The sequence below is a fragment of the Streptosporangium amethystogenes subsp. fukuiense genome (assembly GCF_042665875.1).
Taxonomy (GTDB): Bacteria; Actinomycetota; Actinomycetes; order Streptosporangiales; family Streptosporangiaceae; genus Streptosporangium; species Streptosporangium fukuiense.
Genome location: NZ_JBHTEE010000001.1, coordinates 6,919,787 through 6,935,971 on the forward strand (window position 1 = coordinate 6,919,787; position 16,185 = coordinate 6,935,971).

Sequence of the window (16,185 nt, forward strand, 5' to 3'; positions counted from 1 at the left end):
ACTAAACAAGCATGGAATAACGAATATCTGGATCACAACATGCCGCGTCGATGACGTCAAGATCTCCTGAGGGTCGGCCGTTTCACCTAAGAGATCGCGTATCGCCCTGATCGTCAAGCATGTGTTTGCTCGCTCAGACCGAGCGTCCAGCGACCGGGTGGGCCGGACACCGATCGGGCTCGCCTTCCACGGCATGCGTGAGCGGGTTCAGGTCACCAGGCCCCTGCGGTAGGCGTAGACCACCGCCTGCACGCGGTCACGCAGGTCTAGCTTGGTGAGGATGCGCGACACGTACGTCTTGACGGTCTCCTGACTGATCACCAACGTCGCGGCGATCTCGCTGTTGGACAGGCCGTCGGCGATGAGGCGCAGGACCTCCAGTTCGCGTGGGGTCAGCGCGACGTCGTCCGGCGTGCCCTCGGTGGGACGGATCCGCGACGCGTACCTGCCGACGAGCTGCCGTGTCACCTCGGGTGCCAGCAGCGCGGCGCCTGCCGCGACGGTACGGATGCCGTTCAGGAGCTGCGCCGGTGGGGCGTCCTTGAGCAGGAACCCGCTCGCCCCCGCGCGCAGCGCCTCGTACACGTACTCGTCCAGGTTGAACGTCGTCACCACGAGCACCTTGACGGGATGCGCCACCCCGGCACCGGCCAGCAGGCGGGTCGCCTCGATGCCGTCGAGCACCGGCATCCGTACGTCCATCACCACCACGTCCGGTTTCAGCCGGCGGGCGAGGTCGACCGCGGCGCGACCGTCCCCGCACTCGCCCACCACCTCGAGGTCGGGCTGCGCGCCGATGATCGTCGCGAACCCGGTGCGGATCAGCGCCTGGTCGTCGCAGATCAGCACCCGAACCGGCGCGTTCACGACGGGCTTCCCGCAGGGATGCGTGCCCGCACGGCAAAGCCGCCGTCCGCCCGCCGGTCCGCGTCGAACTCGCCGCCCAGGGCGTCGACCCGCTCGCGGAGCCCGGCGAGGCCCCGCCCGCTCCCGCCGGGCGAGCCGTTCTGTGAGCCGGAGCCGTCGGTGCCGACCTCCACGGTGATCTCCTTTTCGCCGTAGCGCACGCGGACCACGGTGCGGTTGCCATGGGCGTATTTGAGGGCGTTGGTCAGGGACTCCTGCACGACCCGGTAGGCCACGAACTCGGCACTGCCGGCCGACTCCGCCGGCTTGCCCTCCTCGGTGAACTCCACCGGCTGCCCGGCCTGGCGCGTCTGCTCCACGAGCGTGGAGAGTTCACCGACGGGCGGCGTCCTGACATCGCTGTCGTGGTCGGGGTTGAGCAGGTCGAGCAGGTGCCGCAGATCGCTGATGGCCCGCCGGCCGGTGTCGGTGACGGCGCTCAGGGTCGTGTCGAGGCGATCGGGTACCGCGGTCAGGTAGCGTGCCGCCTCGGCCTGTACGACCATCGCCGTCACATGGTGGGTCACGACGTCGTGGAGTTCGCGGGCGATGCGGGTGCGTTCGGCGGCACGGGTGGCCTCGGCGACGTGGCGGCGGCGTTCGGCCTCGGCGGCCCAGGTGGAGCGCAGCCAAGCCCCGATGCCCCATGCCAGGACCAGCAGCAGGTAGAACACCACGAAGCCTTCCGGCCCCTCGGTCGAGCCGAGCCGGTCGAGCGCGACCGCCAGCGGCAGGTACGCCGCGGAGAGGAGGACCATGGTGACGCGCCGGTGACGTTCCAGATAGGCGCCCGCGCTCACGAGCGCGATGGCCAGCGCGGTGCCGGCGAACGTGTGGTAGGCGCGGAGCTGGTCGAGGGCGAAACCGAGCGACACCAGGACGAGACAGAGGGCCGGCCACCGTCGGCGCACGGTGAGCGGGAGGCACTCCAGAGCGATCACTACGACGGCCAGCGCGTCGAAGGGGCGGGCCGGCAGGTCACCGACCTGAGTCCCGTTGCCGTGGAACGCCGGCAGGAGCGACGCGACGGCCAGCAGCAGCGCGAACGGAGAATCCCGGACCGTGACGTCGCACCGCCGCCACAGGTCTGGGACCCGCCGGAGATCGATCACTGGGAGAGCGTAGCGGTCGCGTCGGTCCGGGCACCGCGCCGGCGAGGGACCAGGTTGCCGCGCCGACGGGCCAGCCACATGAACACGATGGTCAGCAGCGCGCCGAACGCCACCGCGTACGGGCTCGCCTCCGGCCCGAACCCGCCACCGGTGAGCAGGGCCGGACCTGACGTCACGCCGTGCAGCAGCCCCTCCGTGGCGCCGTTGCCGGAGACCTCGGTGCTGAAGATGCCGGCCGCGGCGAAGTTCCAGCCGAAGTGCAGGCCGATCGGCACCCACAGGGTGCGGGTGGCGGCGTAGGCGGCGGCGAGCATGGCACCGGCCTCGATCGCGATGGCGATCGCACCCCACAGGCTGGCGTTCGGGTTGAACAGGTGCGACAGGCCGAACAGCAGGCTGGTCAGGGTCAGCGCCGGCCAGGTGCCCGCACGTTCCTCGATGATCCGGAACAGGATGCCACGAAAGATCAGCTCCTCCGTCACGGCGGCCGCGGCCATGAAGCCGAACAGCGCGACCGCGCCCGACACCGAGCCCTGGCCGACGACCCGGTAGCCGCCCAGGACGGCGATGTTCGCGATGACGGCCACGAACATCCCGATGCCGATCAGCGTCCCCCGGCCGACGGCGGCGGCGGCACCTTTCGTGGCCACCTCCACCGGCTCGCGGCGCTCGGACCAGCGCACCACCCGGGCGTACACGAACACCGCGAGCACGGCTGTCGCGACACCGAGGATCAGGGTGAGAAGGGGGTTCCCCTGTACCGCGCCCACGCCCACGCTGCCGACGAAGGCGACCGCCGCGACGGCCACGAGTTGCTTCAACAGGCGCATGACGACTCCCTTGTGAGATCCCGCGGCCGGAGCGCCGCGGCTACGTCGAGAACGCTATGGATCCGACGGTTTGGAATCGTCACCGCGCGGTGGACATTCGCGGGTAGCTCGCACGGGGGACAAGGACCTTGTTCCACAGCCCCGATGGAGAGCCCGGTAGGGACCCGCACCGGGGAACCCCGGACCGCCTCGACCTGACCGCCCGGGGAGCGAGCCGCGAACGATCAGGCTTCCAGCGGCGAGGAGAGACCATGGCATCGATCGGGGGAAGACCAGGTGACGGGAAGGGCCGCGTGGAGATCACCCGCGAGAGGCGGCCGACCAGTCCTTCCACGACGGCTGACGGGCCGGGTCCGCTGCCCCGTAGCGGTCACCCCGCGGCGCGGGCAGGGCATCGAGTTCGGCCAGATCCGCCGGGCTCAGCTCGACCTCCGCCGCTCCGGCGTTCTCCGCGAGGTACTTCGGGGTCTTGGTCCCCGGGATGGGAACGACGTACTGCCCCTGGGCCATCACCCAGGCGAGCGCCACCTGGGCCGGGGTGGCGCCGACGCGCTCGGCGATCCGACGCACCCGGACCGCGATGTCCAGGTTGGCGCGCAGCGCCTCCTGCTGGAAGCGCGGTAGTCTCCGCCGGAAATCCTCCACGGGCAGGTCGTCGAACGAGGAGAACCGCCCGGTGAGGAAGCCCTTGCCCAGGGGCGAGTAGGGCAGGAAGGCGATGCCCTGCTCGGTGCAGTAGGGCAGTACCTCGGTCATCCAGTCCCGGGTCCACAACGACAGCTCGGACTGCACCGAGGTCACCGGGTGCACCGACCGTGCCCGCTCGATCTGCTCCACCGTCACCTCGGACAGGCCGATGTGGCGCGCCTTGCCCGCTGCCACGGTCTCCGCCAGCGCTCCCCAGGTCTCCTCGATCGGCACCTCGGGATCCACCCGGTGCAGCTGGTAGAGGTCCACATGATCGGTGCCGAGCCGGCTCAGGCTCTCATCGATCGACCTTCGGACGTGCTCCGGGCGGCCGTCCAGGCCCTGAACGGGGTTGCCCTCGGAGTCCCGGGTGAGTGTGCCGACCTTGGTGGCCAGCACCGCGCGCTCCCGATGCCCGCCCGCCAGCGCCCGGCCGAGCAGCTCCTCGTTGGTGAACGGCCCGTACACGTCCGCGGTGTCGAGCAGCGTCATGCCCGCATCGAGCGCCTGGTGGATCACCGAGATCAGCGTGGCCTCGTCCCGCGGGGTCGCCAGGTCGTAGCTGAAACTCATCCCCATGCAGCCCAGACCCAGAACGCCAACCTCGGGACCGTCGGGACCGAGCGTCGTGGTGCGCATTGTTCGCCCTCTCATAGCCGATACGAAGGAACCTCCCCCGGGGCGACGTGACGCCCGCGACCACCAGCATCGCAGGGCTCCCAGGAACCAGAATCCTGTCCCCGTTCGTCACTACCCATGTCGACCACCTTCATCAAAAGGAGTCTCATGCGCAGCGCACTCTTCGGGAACCTGGACTCCCAGCAGGTTCCCGCCAACTTCGCCCTGCAGAACTCCAAGATGCTTCGCGTCCGGCTACCGCACGAGGTGCTCGCCAGGCAGGGGTCGATGGTCGCCTTCCAGGGCCAGATGGACTTCGACTACGAGGGGTCGGGCGGGGTCGGGAAACTGTTCAAGAAGATGGTGACCGGCGAGGGCGCCCCGTTGATGCGCGTCAGAGGGCAGGGCCTGCTGTTCCTGGCCGACAACGCCGACGACATCCACCTGTTCTACCTGGAGAACGAAGCCCTCACCGTCAACGGCCGCAACCTGCTGGCCTTCGACCCCCAGCTCACCTGGGACATCCAGCGCGTGCAGGGCGCGGGGATCGCCGCGGGCGGCCTGTTCAACATGACGATCAAGGGCACCGGCTGGGTCGCGGTCACCGCGCACGGCACGCCGGTGCTCCTCGACACCTCCCAGATGCCGACCTTCGCCGACGGCCAGTCCGCGGTCTGCTGGAGTGCCGGCCTGCATGTGGGCGTCAACCGAACGATGAAGGTCGGCGCGCTGATCGGCCGTGGCAGTGGCGAGGCCATGCAGCTCGCCTTCCAGGGCCAGGGATTCGTCCTCGTCCAGGCGAGCGAGGGCCCGCCGGTGGTGCCGGCACAGTAGACGCCCTTGACCTGTCCGGGGCCGTCGGCGACCGGTGCCGTACCCGCGGCGGATGGGCCGGCGGCGCTCTCCGTTCTGCCCGGCCGCGGTCGCTCCAGCTCGTCGCGCTTTCCACCCACGAGTATGCATGACAGGCATTAATACGCACCGTGCATGTTTTCCAGTAGCCTGGGCCGGCCCCTACCGCACGGGCGGCCGATCGCCCGCCCGGGAACAGGACGTGCTGATGAGCAATGCCAACTCCAGGGAGGAGTCGCCGGGCGCCGCCCCCACGGCGATGCGCCGGGTCCTGCCCGCGGACATGGTGGAGCGGGGGCGCTGCCCGTTCGATCCGCCACCCGGCCTGCGGCAACGGCGCGGTCAGGGCGCTGTCCAGCCGCTGCGGCTGCTCAACGGCGCGCAGGCCTGGCTGGTGACCGGCTTCGACGAGGCCCGCACCGTGCTGGCCGACGCGCGCTTCAGCGCCGACCGGGTCCGCCATCGCGAGGCCACGCAGCTGCAACCGCACGAGGTGGCCGAGATGGCGGCCAAGGAGACCTACGAACCGCCGCCGAGCGTCGAGAGCCGCGAAGACGGGCTCTTCGTCTTCATGGATCCGCCGGAGCACACCCGGTTGCGGCGGCTGCTGACGGGCCAGTTCACCGTGCGGCGGATGCGGGCGCTGGAGGCGCGGATCACCGAGATCGCCGTCGAGCACATCGAGGCGATGAAGGCGGCGGGCACCGAGGCCGACCTCGTGCCGGCGTTCGCACTGCCGCTCCCCTCGCTGGTCATCTGCGAGATGCTCGGCGTCGATTACGCCGACCGGGCGGAGTTCCAGGAACGCACCGCCATCGCGTTGAACACCGGTACCGGCAAGGAGGAACGAGCCCAGGCCGGCGCCGAGCTTTACGCGTTCATCCAGCGCCTGGTGGCCGACAAGCGCGCCAGGCCCGCCGACGACATGCTCTCCGGGCTCGTCCACGACGCGGACCCGCCGCTGACCGACGCCCAGCTCGTCGACATGGCCCTCGTTCTGCTCGGCGCCGGTCACGAGACCACCGCCAACATGCTGGGCCTGGGCACGTTCGCACTGCTGGAGCACCCCGAGCAGCTCGCCGCGCTGCGCGCCGACCCCACCTTGATCGACAACACGGTCGAGGAACTGCTGCGCTTCCTGACCATCATCCAGCTCGGTGTCAGCCGGGTCACGACCGAGCCCGTCACCCTGGGCGAAGTGGACATCCCCGCCGGCGCCACGGTCGTGATCGCGACGCCCGAGACCAACCGGGACCCTCGGTACTGGCCCGAACCCGACCGGCTCGACCTTCAGCGCCCCCGCACCCCGCATCTGGCCTTCGGACACGGCGTCCACCAGTGCCTGGGTCAGCAACTGGCCCGCGTCGAGATGCGGATCGGGCTCGGCGAGCTGTTCACCCGCCTGCCGGACCTGCGCCTCGCCGTACCCGCCGACAAGGTGCCGCTGCGCAACGAAATGCTCATCTTCGGAGTGCACTCGCTACCGGTGGCCTGGTCCTGATGTCCCACCCCGCATCGGCCGCGGTGAACACCCGCACCGCCAAGGCCGACGCCTCAGCGCCGGTCACCGGGCGCCGCGAACGGAAGAAGCAGGCCACCCGGGCCGCGCTACGCCAGGCGGCACTGCGCCTGTCCGTACGCCACGGAGTCGAGAACGTCACCGTCGAGCAGATCACCGAAGAGGCCGACATCGCGCTGCGGACCTTCTTCAACTACTTCTCCAGCAAGGAAGAAGCCGTGATGGCCTCCACCGCGGCCGCCGCGGAGGCGCTCGTCACCGAGTTCCGGAACCGGCCGCGGACGGAATCGGTCCTGCAGGCGTTCCGCGAGGCGGTGCTCGTCATCATGGACCGGAGCGACACGCTGAGCCGTGACCACATCGAGGCACTGCGGCTGATCCGCAAGGCGCCGTCACTGGTACCCCGGCAGATGGCCGTGCTCGCCGCCCAGGAGAAGGCCCTGGCCGAGGCCATCGCCGAACGCGTCGGTCTCCACCGCGATCCGCCCGCGGCGCCCTCGGCCTCCGACCGGGTCGACGGCCGGGTCGACGGCCGGGCGGCGGGCTCCGTCTACCCGGCGGTGTGCGCGGCCGCCCTCCTGGCGGCGCTGCGCGTCGTCACCGACCAGTGGCTCGAACCGGCCGCGGGCCCGGACCGGACACCCCCCACGGACGTGTTGGGGCAGCGGTTCGACATGGCGATCGCCGAATTCGGCGCCGGGCTGGACCGCCCCGGCACGGCGAACGGGTAAGGCGACCCCGCGACATCGCGATAGGGGCGACCCGCGCGATCTCCAAAGGCCCCGGCGCTACTCGGACTCCCGGCGGGTGTGGGTCGAGTCGCTGTGGTAGTCGGTGTAGGTGTAGGGGTTGTCGAGGAGGGTGGTCTCGGGGACGTCGGGATTCATCCCCTGCTGCCACGTCTCCTCTCCCATCGTCGTCCGCAGGTACTCGACGGTCTGCTCGACCTGTCGGCGGGCGGCGGCCAGGTCGACGCCGAGCAGGCGGTGCTCGTGCTTGACGACGCGGCCGTTGACCAGGACGGTGTGCACGTCGCCCCGCTGGGCCTGGAACGCGATGTGGCCGTAGGGATTGAGCAGCGGGAACGAGACCGGTGAACGCTCGTTCTTGATGAGGACGATGTCGGCCTTGCGGCCTGCCTCCAGGGTGCCGAGTTCGCCGTCACGGCCGAGGGCACGCGCACCGCCACGGGTGGCCCAGTCGACGACCTGCTCGGCGCGCAGCCCGCAGTGCGTGACGGTGTCGCCCTTGGCGTGGGCCTCCATGTGCTCGCGTGAGCGGTCGGCGCCGAGCGTGGTGCGCATGGCGGAGAAGAGGTCGCCGCTCCACCAGACGCTGGTGTCCATCGACAGCGACACCGGGATGCCGTGAGCCCGGACGGCCCAGGTGGGCGGATAGCCCTGGCCCGCGCTCTGCTCGCTCTCGGTGGAGACCGAGATGGAGCCGCCGGTGGCCGCGATGCGGTGGTAGGAGTCCGCGGACAGCGAGGCGGCGTGGACGTACACCGTCTCGGCGGTCATGAAACCGTGGTCGTGCATGAGCCGGATGCCGTCGTCGCCGGTGGCACCCCACACGCCGGCGTGGGTGGTGACCCCGACGCCGAGCTCACGGGCGACCTCGAAAGCGGGCTTCTCGGGGAAGGACGGGTCGCCGGTGACGTCGAAGGCGAGCTGGAAGCCGAGCATGTCGTCCCCGGTGATCCGCCGTCGGACGAAGTCGCGGAATTCCGGTGCGGCGCTCCATTCGGCGGGTGCCCGCTGGATGTTGCCGTAGGCCAGCACGAACCGGCCGGGCACCGACCGCAGCGCGTCCACGGCGGCGTCGGCGTGGTCGACCGTCTGGAGACCGTGTGACCAGTCGACGACGGTCGTGACGCCGGCGTCGATGGCCTCGATGGCGGCCAGCACGTTACCGGCGTGGACGTCCTCGGGCCGGAAGAGCCTGCCGTGTTCCAGGTAGTACCAGACGAAGTACTGCGTCAGGGTCCAGTCGGCGCCGTAACCACGCATCGCGGTCTGCCACATGTGCCGGTGGGTGTCGATCATTCCGGGCATCACGATGCCGTCGGTCGCGTCGATCTCGGCGGTGCCGTCCGGCACGGGCAACCCGGGCCCGACGGCCGCGATCCGGTCACCGACGACCAGGACGTCGGTGTCGGTGAGCACCCGGCGCCCGTCGTCCATCGGCAGCACCGTGCCGCCGCGCAGCACCGTCGGCCGGCCGGGCTCGAACCGAATCCGTTCGCTCATCACCAGAACTCCTTACCGCGCGCGGATCAGATCGGGTTGCCGGACGCATGTCCGTACTCCGGTCAACATATTTCCTCGTACTGTCGCGCCTCGCACTGTGGCTGTCAATCGTCCTTTTTCACGTGCAATGCCCTTGACGAACACCGGAGCTTTGCCAGAATCTCTATGTCGGACATGTGTCCATTGGACGGACCGACGAAGGAGTTGGGTATCAGTGGAAATCGCCGACGGGCCACTGTCGGGGGTGCTGGTCGCCGACTTCTCCCGAGTGCTGGCCGGGCCGTACGCCACCATGTTGCTGGCCGACCTGGGCGCCCAGGTGGTGAAGGTCGAGGGCCCGGGGGGCGACGAGACACGGTCGTGGACGCCGCCGGTTCGTGGCGACGTGTCGACCTACTACCTGGGCGTCAACCGCGGCAAACGTTCGATCACGCTGGACCTGCGCGACGAGACCGACGCCGGGCTGGCCCGCGAGCTGGCCCGCAGGGCGGACGTGGTGGTGGAGAACTTCAAGCCCGGCGGGCTGGCCAAGTACGGCCTCGACTACGACAGCGTCCGCGCGGCCAACCCGGGCGTGGTCTACGGCTCGATCAGCGGCTTCGGGTCGGGGCAGGGACGCGACGTACCGGGGTACGACCTGATGGTGCAGGCCATCTCCGGCCTGATGAGCCTGACCGGTGACCCGGACGGGCCGCCCTACCGCGCGGGGATCTCGGTGTTCGACGTGATGGCCGGCAACCACGTCGTGATCGGCATCCTCGCGGCGCTGCTCCATCGGGACACGACCGGCCAGGGACAGCACGTCGAGGTGAACCTGCTGTCGTCGGCGCTGACCGGGCTGGTCAACCACAGCTCCGCCTACGTGGCCGGCGGGACGGTGCCCTACCGGATGGGCAACGCGCACCCGAGCGTGTTCCCGTACGAACCGCTGCCGACCGCCGACAACGACCTGATCGTCGCCGCCGCCAACGACGGACAGTTCCGCAGGCTGTGCGAGGTCCTGGGCATCCCGGAGGTGGCCGACGATCCGCGGTTCGCGCACAACGCCGACCGCACCGAACGCCGTGACGAGCTGCGTCCGATCCTGACCGGGCGACTGGCCGAGCGGGGCGCGGTCGAATGGTTCGAGCTGCTGGTGAAGGCCGGTGTGCCCAGCGGTCCGATCAACACCGTCGACGGCGGGTTCGCGATGGCCGAGCGCTTCGGGCTGGATCCGATCGTGGAGGTGGGTGAGGGCGATCGGGCGGTGCCGACGACGCGGCATCCGATCAGGTTCTCGCGCACCCCCGCCGGGTACCGGCTGCCGCCGCCGGAACCGGACGAGCACGGCGTCGAGCTGCGCGCATGGCTCACGGAGGAGGATGACCGTGGCTGAGCGGATCGACCGCCCCGAGTACCCGACCGCGCTCGGCGCCGCCAGCCTCAGGACGATCACTCTGCTCGGCCACGACCTGGCGGCGGATGTCATGGGCGAGGTCGGGTTCGGCGAGCTGGCGTTCTGGCTGGCGACCCAGCGACGACCCGGGCGCGGCGAGGTGCGGGTGTTCGAGGCCGTCCTGGCCGCACTGGCCGATCACGGCTTCACCCCGACCGCGATCGTCACCCGCCTGACCTACCTGTCGGCGCCCGACTCGGTGCAGGGCGCGCTCGCGGCGGGCCTGCTGGGCGGCGGGTCGAGGTTCCTGGGGGTCACCGAGGACACCGGCCGCTTCCTGCACGACGTGCTGACCTCGGTGGACGGCGGCCTGCCGGAGGACGACGACGGCTGGGACGCCCTCGCCCTGAAGACCGTCCGGGCGCGACGCGAGGCCGGCAGGTTCGTTCCCGGGCTGGGCCACCACGTCCACAAGGAGGGCGACCCGCGCACCCCCCGGTTGATGGAGATCGCAGGCGAGGAGGGGCTGTTCGGGCCGCACCTGTCGTTGTTCGCCGCGATCGGCCGGACGCATCCGCAGGTGCTGGGCCGGACGCTGCCGCTGAACGGGGCCGGGGTGTGCGGCGCCGCGCTGGCCGACCTGGGCCTGCCACTGGAGCTGCTGCGCGGGTTCGCCCTGCTCGCCAGGACCGCCGGGCTGATCGGGCAACTCGCCGAGGAACTACGCAATCCGGTCGGCAATGACATCTTCCTCTCGGTGGACCTCAACAACCGGCCCGTCGAGCCCGTGCCGTACACATCCGAAGAGCACCTCTGACCTTGCCTGACAGGGAGATCCGATGGCCGAACTGGTCGCGGTGGTCGCGTCCACGCACCACCCGTTCTACTACCGGGCGAGCACCGCGACGGGTGCGGACCGTCCGGAGTTCGCCGACGAGTGGGTACGCAAGGTCGAGGCGTTCCGCGAGACCCTGACCAGGGCGCGCCCCGACGTGCTGGTGATGGTGGGCTCGGACCACTTCCACCAGCTGTGGCTGGACAACATGCCGCAGTTCCTCATCGGCAAGGCGCCGTTCTACGACGCCAACTTCCACAACGAGCAACGCGAGTTCGGGCTGCCGCGCATGCTGCTCAAGGGTCAGGAGGACCTGTCGGCCTACCTGTTGCGCGAGGGCATGGACGCGGGATTCGACCTGGCGTTCTCCAACGAGCTGCGGATCGACCACTCGATCACCTGCCCGATCATCACGCTGCGCCCGCAGAACGACCTGCCGATCGTGCCGGTCTACACCAACATCTTCGCCCCGCCGCTGCCGCGGCCCAAGCGCTTCGTGCAGCTCGGGAAGACGATCCGGGAGCTGGTGGAGTCCTGGCCGCAGGACATGAGGGTCGCGGTCATCGGCACCGGGCACCTGTCGCTGGAACTGGGCGGGCCCCGGCAGTTCGGCCCGCACGGCCCCGACCCGGAGTTCGACCGGCGCGCCGTGGAGTGGATCTCCTCCGGCGACCTTGAGGGCTGCCTGTCGGAGGTGACTCTGGACAGCCTGCACGCCCCGGGCAACGCCACCCACGGCTTCATGGACTTCATGCTGATGATGGGCGTCGCGGGCGAGGGCAAAAAGGCCGACTACGTCGACACCTACGACCTGTTCCACACCATGGAGGCCTACTTCACCTGGTACCCGAACGGAGCCGGCCAGTGAGCAAGTATCTGCTGAACAAGTTCCTCTACACCGTCGACCGCGACCCCGAACTCGTCGAACGCTACCGCGAGGACCCCTCGGGCACCGTGGAGTGGTGGGAGGGAGAGCAGGCCAACCGCATCCTCAACTGCTTCGACGGCGAGTCGAGCACCTGGTTGCGCTTCGACGACATCGAACGCGCCGCGCTCGCCGAGCACGACTATCCGAAGCTGTTCGAGCTCGGGGCGCACCCGTTCCTGACCCTCACCCTCTTCATCGCGATGTTCGAACGCGACTACGACGAGCCGCTCGGTTTCCAGCGTGAGTACGCCGAACGCCTGGCGCACTTCGCGCTTCCCTATCCCGACATCGCCACCTGAGCCCATGCGTGCGACAGAGATCCACGAACCCGGCCGCCCACCGGTGCCGACCACGCGGGACGCGCCCGTGGCCGTCCCGGGCGAAACGCTGATCAAGGTCATGGCCGCCCCCGTCACCCCGCTGGACCTGCTGTGCGCGAGCGGCACGTCCTACTTCGGGAGGCCGCGGACCCCGTACGTGCCGGGTGTGCAGGGGGTCGGGACCGCCGAGGGCGAGCCGGTGTGGTTCGCGACCTCGGCGGGGATGGCACCGGGGGACGGGAGCATGGCCGAGGTCGCCCGCGTGCCGGTGGACGACGTGGTCAGGCTTCCCGCCGGAGTCGATCCGGTGGCGATCGCCGCGCTGGGGCTGTCGGCCGTCGCCGCGCACCTGGCGCTGACCTGGCGCGGTGAACTGGCCGCCGGGGAACAGGTGCTGGTGCTCGGCGCCGGTGGCGTGGTCGGTCAGGCGGCCGTCCAGCTCGCCCGCATCGCCGGTGCCCGCAGGATCGTCGCGGGTGCGCGGTCCGCCGCCGCCCGGGACCGGGCCGAGCAGGCCGGCGCCGACGCCGTCGTCGCGCTCGACACCGAAGACGTCGCCGAACTGGCGGCGCGCTTCGCCGCCGTCATCGACGGGCCGGTCGACCTCGTGCTCGACCCGCTGTTCGGCGTACCGGCCGCGGCCGCCGCACACACCCTGCGCCCCGGCGGCAGGCTGGTCAACCTCGGCGGTTCGGCGGGCGAGACCTGTCCGATCGACTCGGCCACCCTCCGTGGCAGATCACTGCGCCTGCTCGGCTACACCAACAACGAGCTGAGCCCGGAGCGGCGCGCCGCCTCGCTCACGCTGATCGCCGAACAGTCCCTGCTCGGCAACCTGTCCGTCGCCCACGAGAGCATGCCGCTGTCAGCCGCCGGGGAGGCGTGGCGGCGCCAGCACGAGGGCACCGCGACCGGCCGGATCGTCCTCATCCCCTGAGTACGGCCGGTCAGGACGCGGTCGTCCGGGTCACCTGAGGCACCGTCTCCAGCCGGGCGAAGTCCGCGCTGATCTCACCGGCGGTCTGGAGCAGCGGCGGCAGGTGCTCCTCCAGCAGCCGCTGCAGAGAGGTCTCCGCGGCGTGGCTGTTGACGTTGATCCCGGCGATCACGCGCCCGGACCCGTCACGCAGCGACGTGGCGACCGAACGGATGCCGGGTGCGAGCTGTTCGTCGGTGAGCGCCCAGCCGCGTGCGCGGACCTCGCGCAGCTCGGCGTCCAGTTCCTCGCGGCTGAGCCGCCGCCGCGGTTCGATCCCGGAGCGGGACGGCTCGGCCAGCACCCGGTCCACCTCCTCGGGAGACAGCGCGGCCAGACAGACCTTGCCCAGCGAGGTCGCCTGAGCCGGGAACCGGGTACCGATCTGCACGGCCAAGCCCACGATCTTGGGCACCGCGACCCGGGCCACGTAGACGATGTCGGAGCCATCGAGCTGGGCGATCGAACACGACTCGCCGGTACGGGCGACGAGCCTTTCCAGATGCGGACGGGCGACGTCCCACAACCCCATCGAGCGCACGTAGGCCACGCCCAGATCCAGCACCCTCGGGGTCAGCGCGAACCCGCCCTCGCACGAACGCACGTAGCCCAGCTCCTGGAGGGTGAGCAGGATGCGCCGGGTGGTCGGCCGGGCCAGACCGGTCGCCGTGGCCACCTGGGTCAGCGACATCACCGGCCGGTGGGGCTGGAAGGCGGTGACGACCTCCAGCCCCCGGGCCAGTGCCTCGATGAAATCCGGTCCTACGCCTTCCCTCGGCATTCACCGACTCCTCACGCCAGGGTTGGTACAGGGCGGACCCCGCTACGGAGGACCGGCATCCGGACAGGTTGCTCAAGTGTGTGACATATTCGCCGCCCAGTTTATATGTCCACGTGGCGCGGCACGATGGAGGTGTCGCCATGTCGTGTCGCGGCTCCGCTCCGACCGACGGTCGATACGGCGACCCGTCTCCGATCGCTGGGCGGACAAGCAGCCATGCTCCGGCCCGGCCACGAGGCGCTCAGCGGTTCGGGATGTCCTGGCCCGCGTTGTCCTTGATGACGAGGTCGCTGGTGAGCAGGTCGGACATCGCGATCGGGCCGCTCACCAGCGACGAGGCGAGCGTCACTTCGGCATGGCCGGCGCGCGGCGCTTTCTCAGCCGTGGGAACGGCGGCGGAACAGCCAGGCGGCGAAGGCGAACGAGCAGGTCAGCAGGCCGACACACCAGGCGAGTGCGATCTGGCCGGTGTCGCCGATCGGGGTCCCGGTCAGCAGCCCCCGGACGGTCTCGATCACCGGGGTGATCGGCTGGTTCTCGCTCACCGCCTGCAGGAACGACGGCATGGTGTCCGTCGGCACGAACGCGCTGCTGAGGTAGGGCAGGAACAGCATGAGGAAGCTCAGCGTGCTGGCCGACTCCACGGACTTCGCGATCACGCCGAGCCCGGCCGCCAGCCAGGACAGCGCGAGCACGTAGAGCAGGAGCAGACCGGCCGCCAGCACCCAGTCGGTGACCGTCGCGTCAGGACGGAAGCCCATCGCGACGGCCGCGCCGATGACGACGGTGGTGGACAGCAGGTTCCGGGCGACGCTGGCGACGACGTGACCGGTGAGGACGGCGGAGCTGCGGATCGGCAACGAGCGCAGTCGGTCGATCATGCCGCTGGTCATGTCGTCCGCGACGGACATCGCGGTGGACGCGGCACCGTAGCCGACGCACAGCAGGAGGGTGCCGGGCACCACGTAGTTGATGTACCGGGTGCCGGTGTCGATGGCCCCGCCGAAGACGTAGACGAACAGCGACATCAACAGCAGCGGCAGGACGATCGACATGACCAGCGTGTCGGCGTTGCGGCGGCTGAGCCGGATGCTACGGCCGATCATGGTCATGGAGTCGCTCACGGCGTTGCGGACGCCGCCGTGCACGGCGATGGTGGTCATGGGCGCGATCCTTTCGAGAGGTCAGACCTGGACCGAGGTCCGACCGGTGGCGGTCAGGGACAGGAAGACGTCGTCCAACGTCGGCCGGTGCGATGACACCCTGGCCACCGGCACGCCCGCGATCCGCAGGTCGTCCAGCACCCGGTGCAGGTGCTCCGCACTGCCGTCGGACGGGACCCCCAGCACGAGCGGGTCGGTGCCGCGCGGCACGTCGAACAGCGCGGCGGCACGGGCCAGGTCGGCCTCCGCCGCGAACCGCAGATCGAGTCGCTCCCCGCCCACCTGGGACTTCAGCGCGTCGGCCGTGCCGGACGCGGCGACCCTGCCGCCGTTGATCAGTACGATCCGGTCGGCCAGCCGGTCCGCCTCCTCCAGGTACTGCGTGGTGAGGACGATCGTCGTCCCCGACGAGACCAGCTCCTTGATGGCGTCCCACATCGTCGTCCGGCTGGACGGGTCGAGGCCGGTGGTCGGCTCGTCCAGGAAGATCACCCTCGGCTGCGAGACCAGGCTCATCGCCAGGTCCAGCCGTCGGCGCATCCCGCCGGAGTAGGTCTTCACCCGCCTTTTCATGGCGTCCACCAGGTCGAACCTCTCCAGGAGGTCCGTGGCACGACGACTGGCGGCGGGTCTGCCCAGGTGCATCAGGCGGCCGATCATGACCAGGTTCTCCCAGCCGGTCTGCTGGTCGTCCAGCGCGACGGACTGACCGGTCAGGCTGATGACGCCGCGCACCTTGGTCGCTTCGCGCACGACGTCGTATCCGGCGACCCGCACGCTGCCGCGGTCGGGCCGCGACAGCGTGGTCAGGATGCGGACGGTGGTGGTCTTCCCCGCGCCATTCGGACCCAGCAGCGCGAAGACCGTGCCCTCCGCGACGTGCAGGTCCACTCCGTCCAGAACCTTGGCGGGCCCAAAGGCCTTGTGCAGGCCGGTCGCCTCGACGATCACTCTCGCTCCTCGGGGGTGACGGTGTTATTGCGTATGAGATACGCCTAAAAGCGTAACTCATACGCATCGGAGCCTGGAAGGGG

16 protein-coding genes are annotated in these 16,185 nt (G+C 70.2%); 8 read left to right on the plus strand and 8 right to left on the minus strand.

Annotated elements, in window-relative coordinates; translation table 11 throughout:
- Window positions 1-207 precede the first annotated feature (207 nt).
- The 4 genes from ACFQVD_RS30385 to ACFQVD_RS30400 form a co-directional block, all read right to left on the minus strand.
- The gene (locus ACFQVD_RS30385; protein WP_343961319.1) at window positions 208-867 is read right to left on the minus strand and encodes a response regulator transcription factor; all 660 of its coding nucleotides are present in this window, start codon (window positions 865-867) and stop codon (window positions 208-210) included.
- Complete coding sequence (locus ACFQVD_RS30390; protein WP_343961316.1) at window positions 864-2,018, minus strand: sensor histidine kinase; 1,155 nt, start codon at window positions 2,016-2,018, stop codon at window positions 864-866. The genes ACFQVD_RS30385 and ACFQVD_RS30390 overlap by 4 nt, the downstream gene beginning before the upstream one ends.
- On the minus strand, window positions 2,015-2,848 hold the full coding sequence (locus tag ACFQVD_RS30395; RefSeq protein WP_343961314.1) for a CPBP family intramembrane glutamic endopeptidase: 834 nt from the start codon (window positions 2,846-2,848) through the stop codon (window positions 2,015-2,017). The genes ACFQVD_RS30390 and ACFQVD_RS30395 overlap by 4 nt, the downstream gene beginning before the upstream one ends.
- 300 nt (window positions 2,849-3,148) lie before the next feature.
- The gene (locus tag ACFQVD_RS30400) at window positions 3,149-4,174 is read right to left on the minus strand and encodes an aldo/keto reductase (RefSeq protein ID WP_364157116.1); all 1,026 of its coding nucleotides are present in this window, start codon (window positions 4,172-4,174) and stop codon (window positions 3,149-3,151) included.
- A gap of 147 nt (window positions 4,175-4,321) precedes the next feature.
- Here ACFQVD_RS30400 and ACFQVD_RS30405 point away from each other — a divergent pair, with 147 nt between their 5' ends.
- From ACFQVD_RS30405 to ACFQVD_RS30415, 3 genes are all read left to right on the plus strand, one after another.
- The gene (locus ACFQVD_RS30405) at window positions 4,322-4,987 is read left to right on the plus strand and encodes an AIM24 family protein (protein WP_343961309.1); all 666 of its coding nucleotides are present in this window, start codon (window positions 4,322-4,324) and stop codon (window positions 4,985-4,987) included.
- Window positions 4,988-5,213: 226 nt separating this feature from the next.
- Window positions 5,214-6,506: a cytochrome P450 gene (locus ACFQVD_RS30410; RefSeq protein ID WP_343961307.1), complete on the plus strand. Its 1,293-nt coding sequence runs from the start codon at window positions 5,214-5,216 to the stop codon at window positions 6,504-6,506.
- Entirely contained in the window at window positions 6,506-7,255 is a 750-nt protein-coding gene (locus tag ACFQVD_RS30415) for a TetR/AcrR family transcriptional regulator (RefSeq protein WP_343961305.1), read from the plus strand. The genes ACFQVD_RS30410 and ACFQVD_RS30415 overlap by 1 nt, the downstream gene beginning before the upstream one ends.
- Window positions 7,256-7,312: 57 nt before the next feature.
- Here ACFQVD_RS30415 and ACFQVD_RS30420 read toward each other — a convergent pair whose 3' ends face one another.
- Window positions 7,313-8,773, minus strand: a complete 1,461-nt coding sequence (locus ACFQVD_RS30420; protein ID WP_343961303.1) for an amidohydrolase family protein — start codon at window positions 8,771-8,773, stop codon at window positions 7,313-7,315.
- A gap of 214 nt (window positions 8,774-8,987) precedes the next feature.
- Here ACFQVD_RS30420 and ACFQVD_RS30425 point away from each other — a divergent pair, with 214 nt between their 5' ends.
- From ACFQVD_RS30425 to ACFQVD_RS30445, 5 genes are read left to right on the plus strand one after another with little or no spacing between them, the layout of a single operon-like run.
- Window positions 8,988-10,148, plus strand: a complete 1,161-nt coding sequence (locus tag ACFQVD_RS30425) for a CaiB/BaiF CoA transferase family protein (RefSeq protein ID WP_343961301.1) — start codon at window positions 8,988-8,990, stop codon at window positions 10,146-10,148.
- Window positions 10,141-10,965: a citryl-CoA lyase gene (locus tag ACFQVD_RS30430; protein ID WP_343961299.1), complete on the plus strand. Its 825-nt coding sequence runs from the start codon at window positions 10,141-10,143 to the stop codon at window positions 10,963-10,965. The genes ACFQVD_RS30425 and ACFQVD_RS30430 overlap by 8 nt, the downstream gene beginning before the upstream one ends.
- 22 nt (window positions 10,966-10,987) lie before the next feature.
- The gene (locus ACFQVD_RS30435) at window positions 10,988-11,851 is read left to right on the plus strand and encodes a DODA-type extradiol aromatic ring-opening family dioxygenase (RefSeq protein WP_343961297.1); all 864 of its coding nucleotides are present in this window, start codon (window positions 10,988-10,990) and stop codon (window positions 11,849-11,851) included.
- The gene (locus ACFQVD_RS30440; RefSeq protein ID WP_343961295.1) at window positions 11,848-12,210 is read left to right on the plus strand and encodes a hypothetical protein; all 363 of its coding nucleotides are present in this window, start codon (window positions 11,848-11,850) and stop codon (window positions 12,208-12,210) included. The genes ACFQVD_RS30435 and ACFQVD_RS30440 overlap by 4 nt, the downstream gene beginning before the upstream one ends.
- A gap of 4 nt (window positions 12,211-12,214) precedes the next feature.
- On the plus strand, window positions 12,215-13,168 hold the full coding sequence (locus ACFQVD_RS30445) for a quinone oxidoreductase family protein (RefSeq protein WP_343961293.1): 954 nt from the start codon (window positions 12,215-12,217) through the stop codon (window positions 13,166-13,168).
- Between the two features lie 10 nt (window positions 13,169-13,178).
- On the opposite strand, the gene ACFQVD_RS30450 is transcribed toward ACFQVD_RS30445, so the two are convergent.
- The 3 genes from ACFQVD_RS30450 to ACFQVD_RS30460 all read right to left on the minus strand — a co-directional run bounded on the left by ACFQVD_RS30450 (window position 13,179) and on the right by ACFQVD_RS30460 (window position 16,102).
- On the minus strand, window positions 13,179-13,988 hold the full coding sequence (locus ACFQVD_RS30450) for an IclR family transcriptional regulator domain-containing protein (RefSeq protein ID WP_343961291.1): 810 nt from the start codon (window positions 13,986-13,988) through the stop codon (window positions 13,179-13,181).
- Window positions 13,989-14,365: 377 nt separating this feature from the next.
- Window positions 14,366-15,151 (minus strand): ABC transporter permease, encoded by a 786-nt coding sequence (locus ACFQVD_RS30455; protein ID WP_343961289.1) that lies wholly within the window; start codon window positions 15,149-15,151, stop codon window positions 14,366-14,368.
- Window positions 15,152-15,172: 21 nt separating this feature from the next.
- Window positions 15,173-16,102 carry an ATP-binding cassette domain-containing protein gene (locus ACFQVD_RS30460; protein ID WP_343961287.1) on the minus strand — a complete coding sequence of 310 codons (930 nt, stop codon included), beginning with the start codon at window positions 16,100-16,102 and terminating at the stop codon, window positions 15,173-15,175.
- Between the last annotated feature and the right edge of the window lie 83 nt (window positions 16,103-16,185).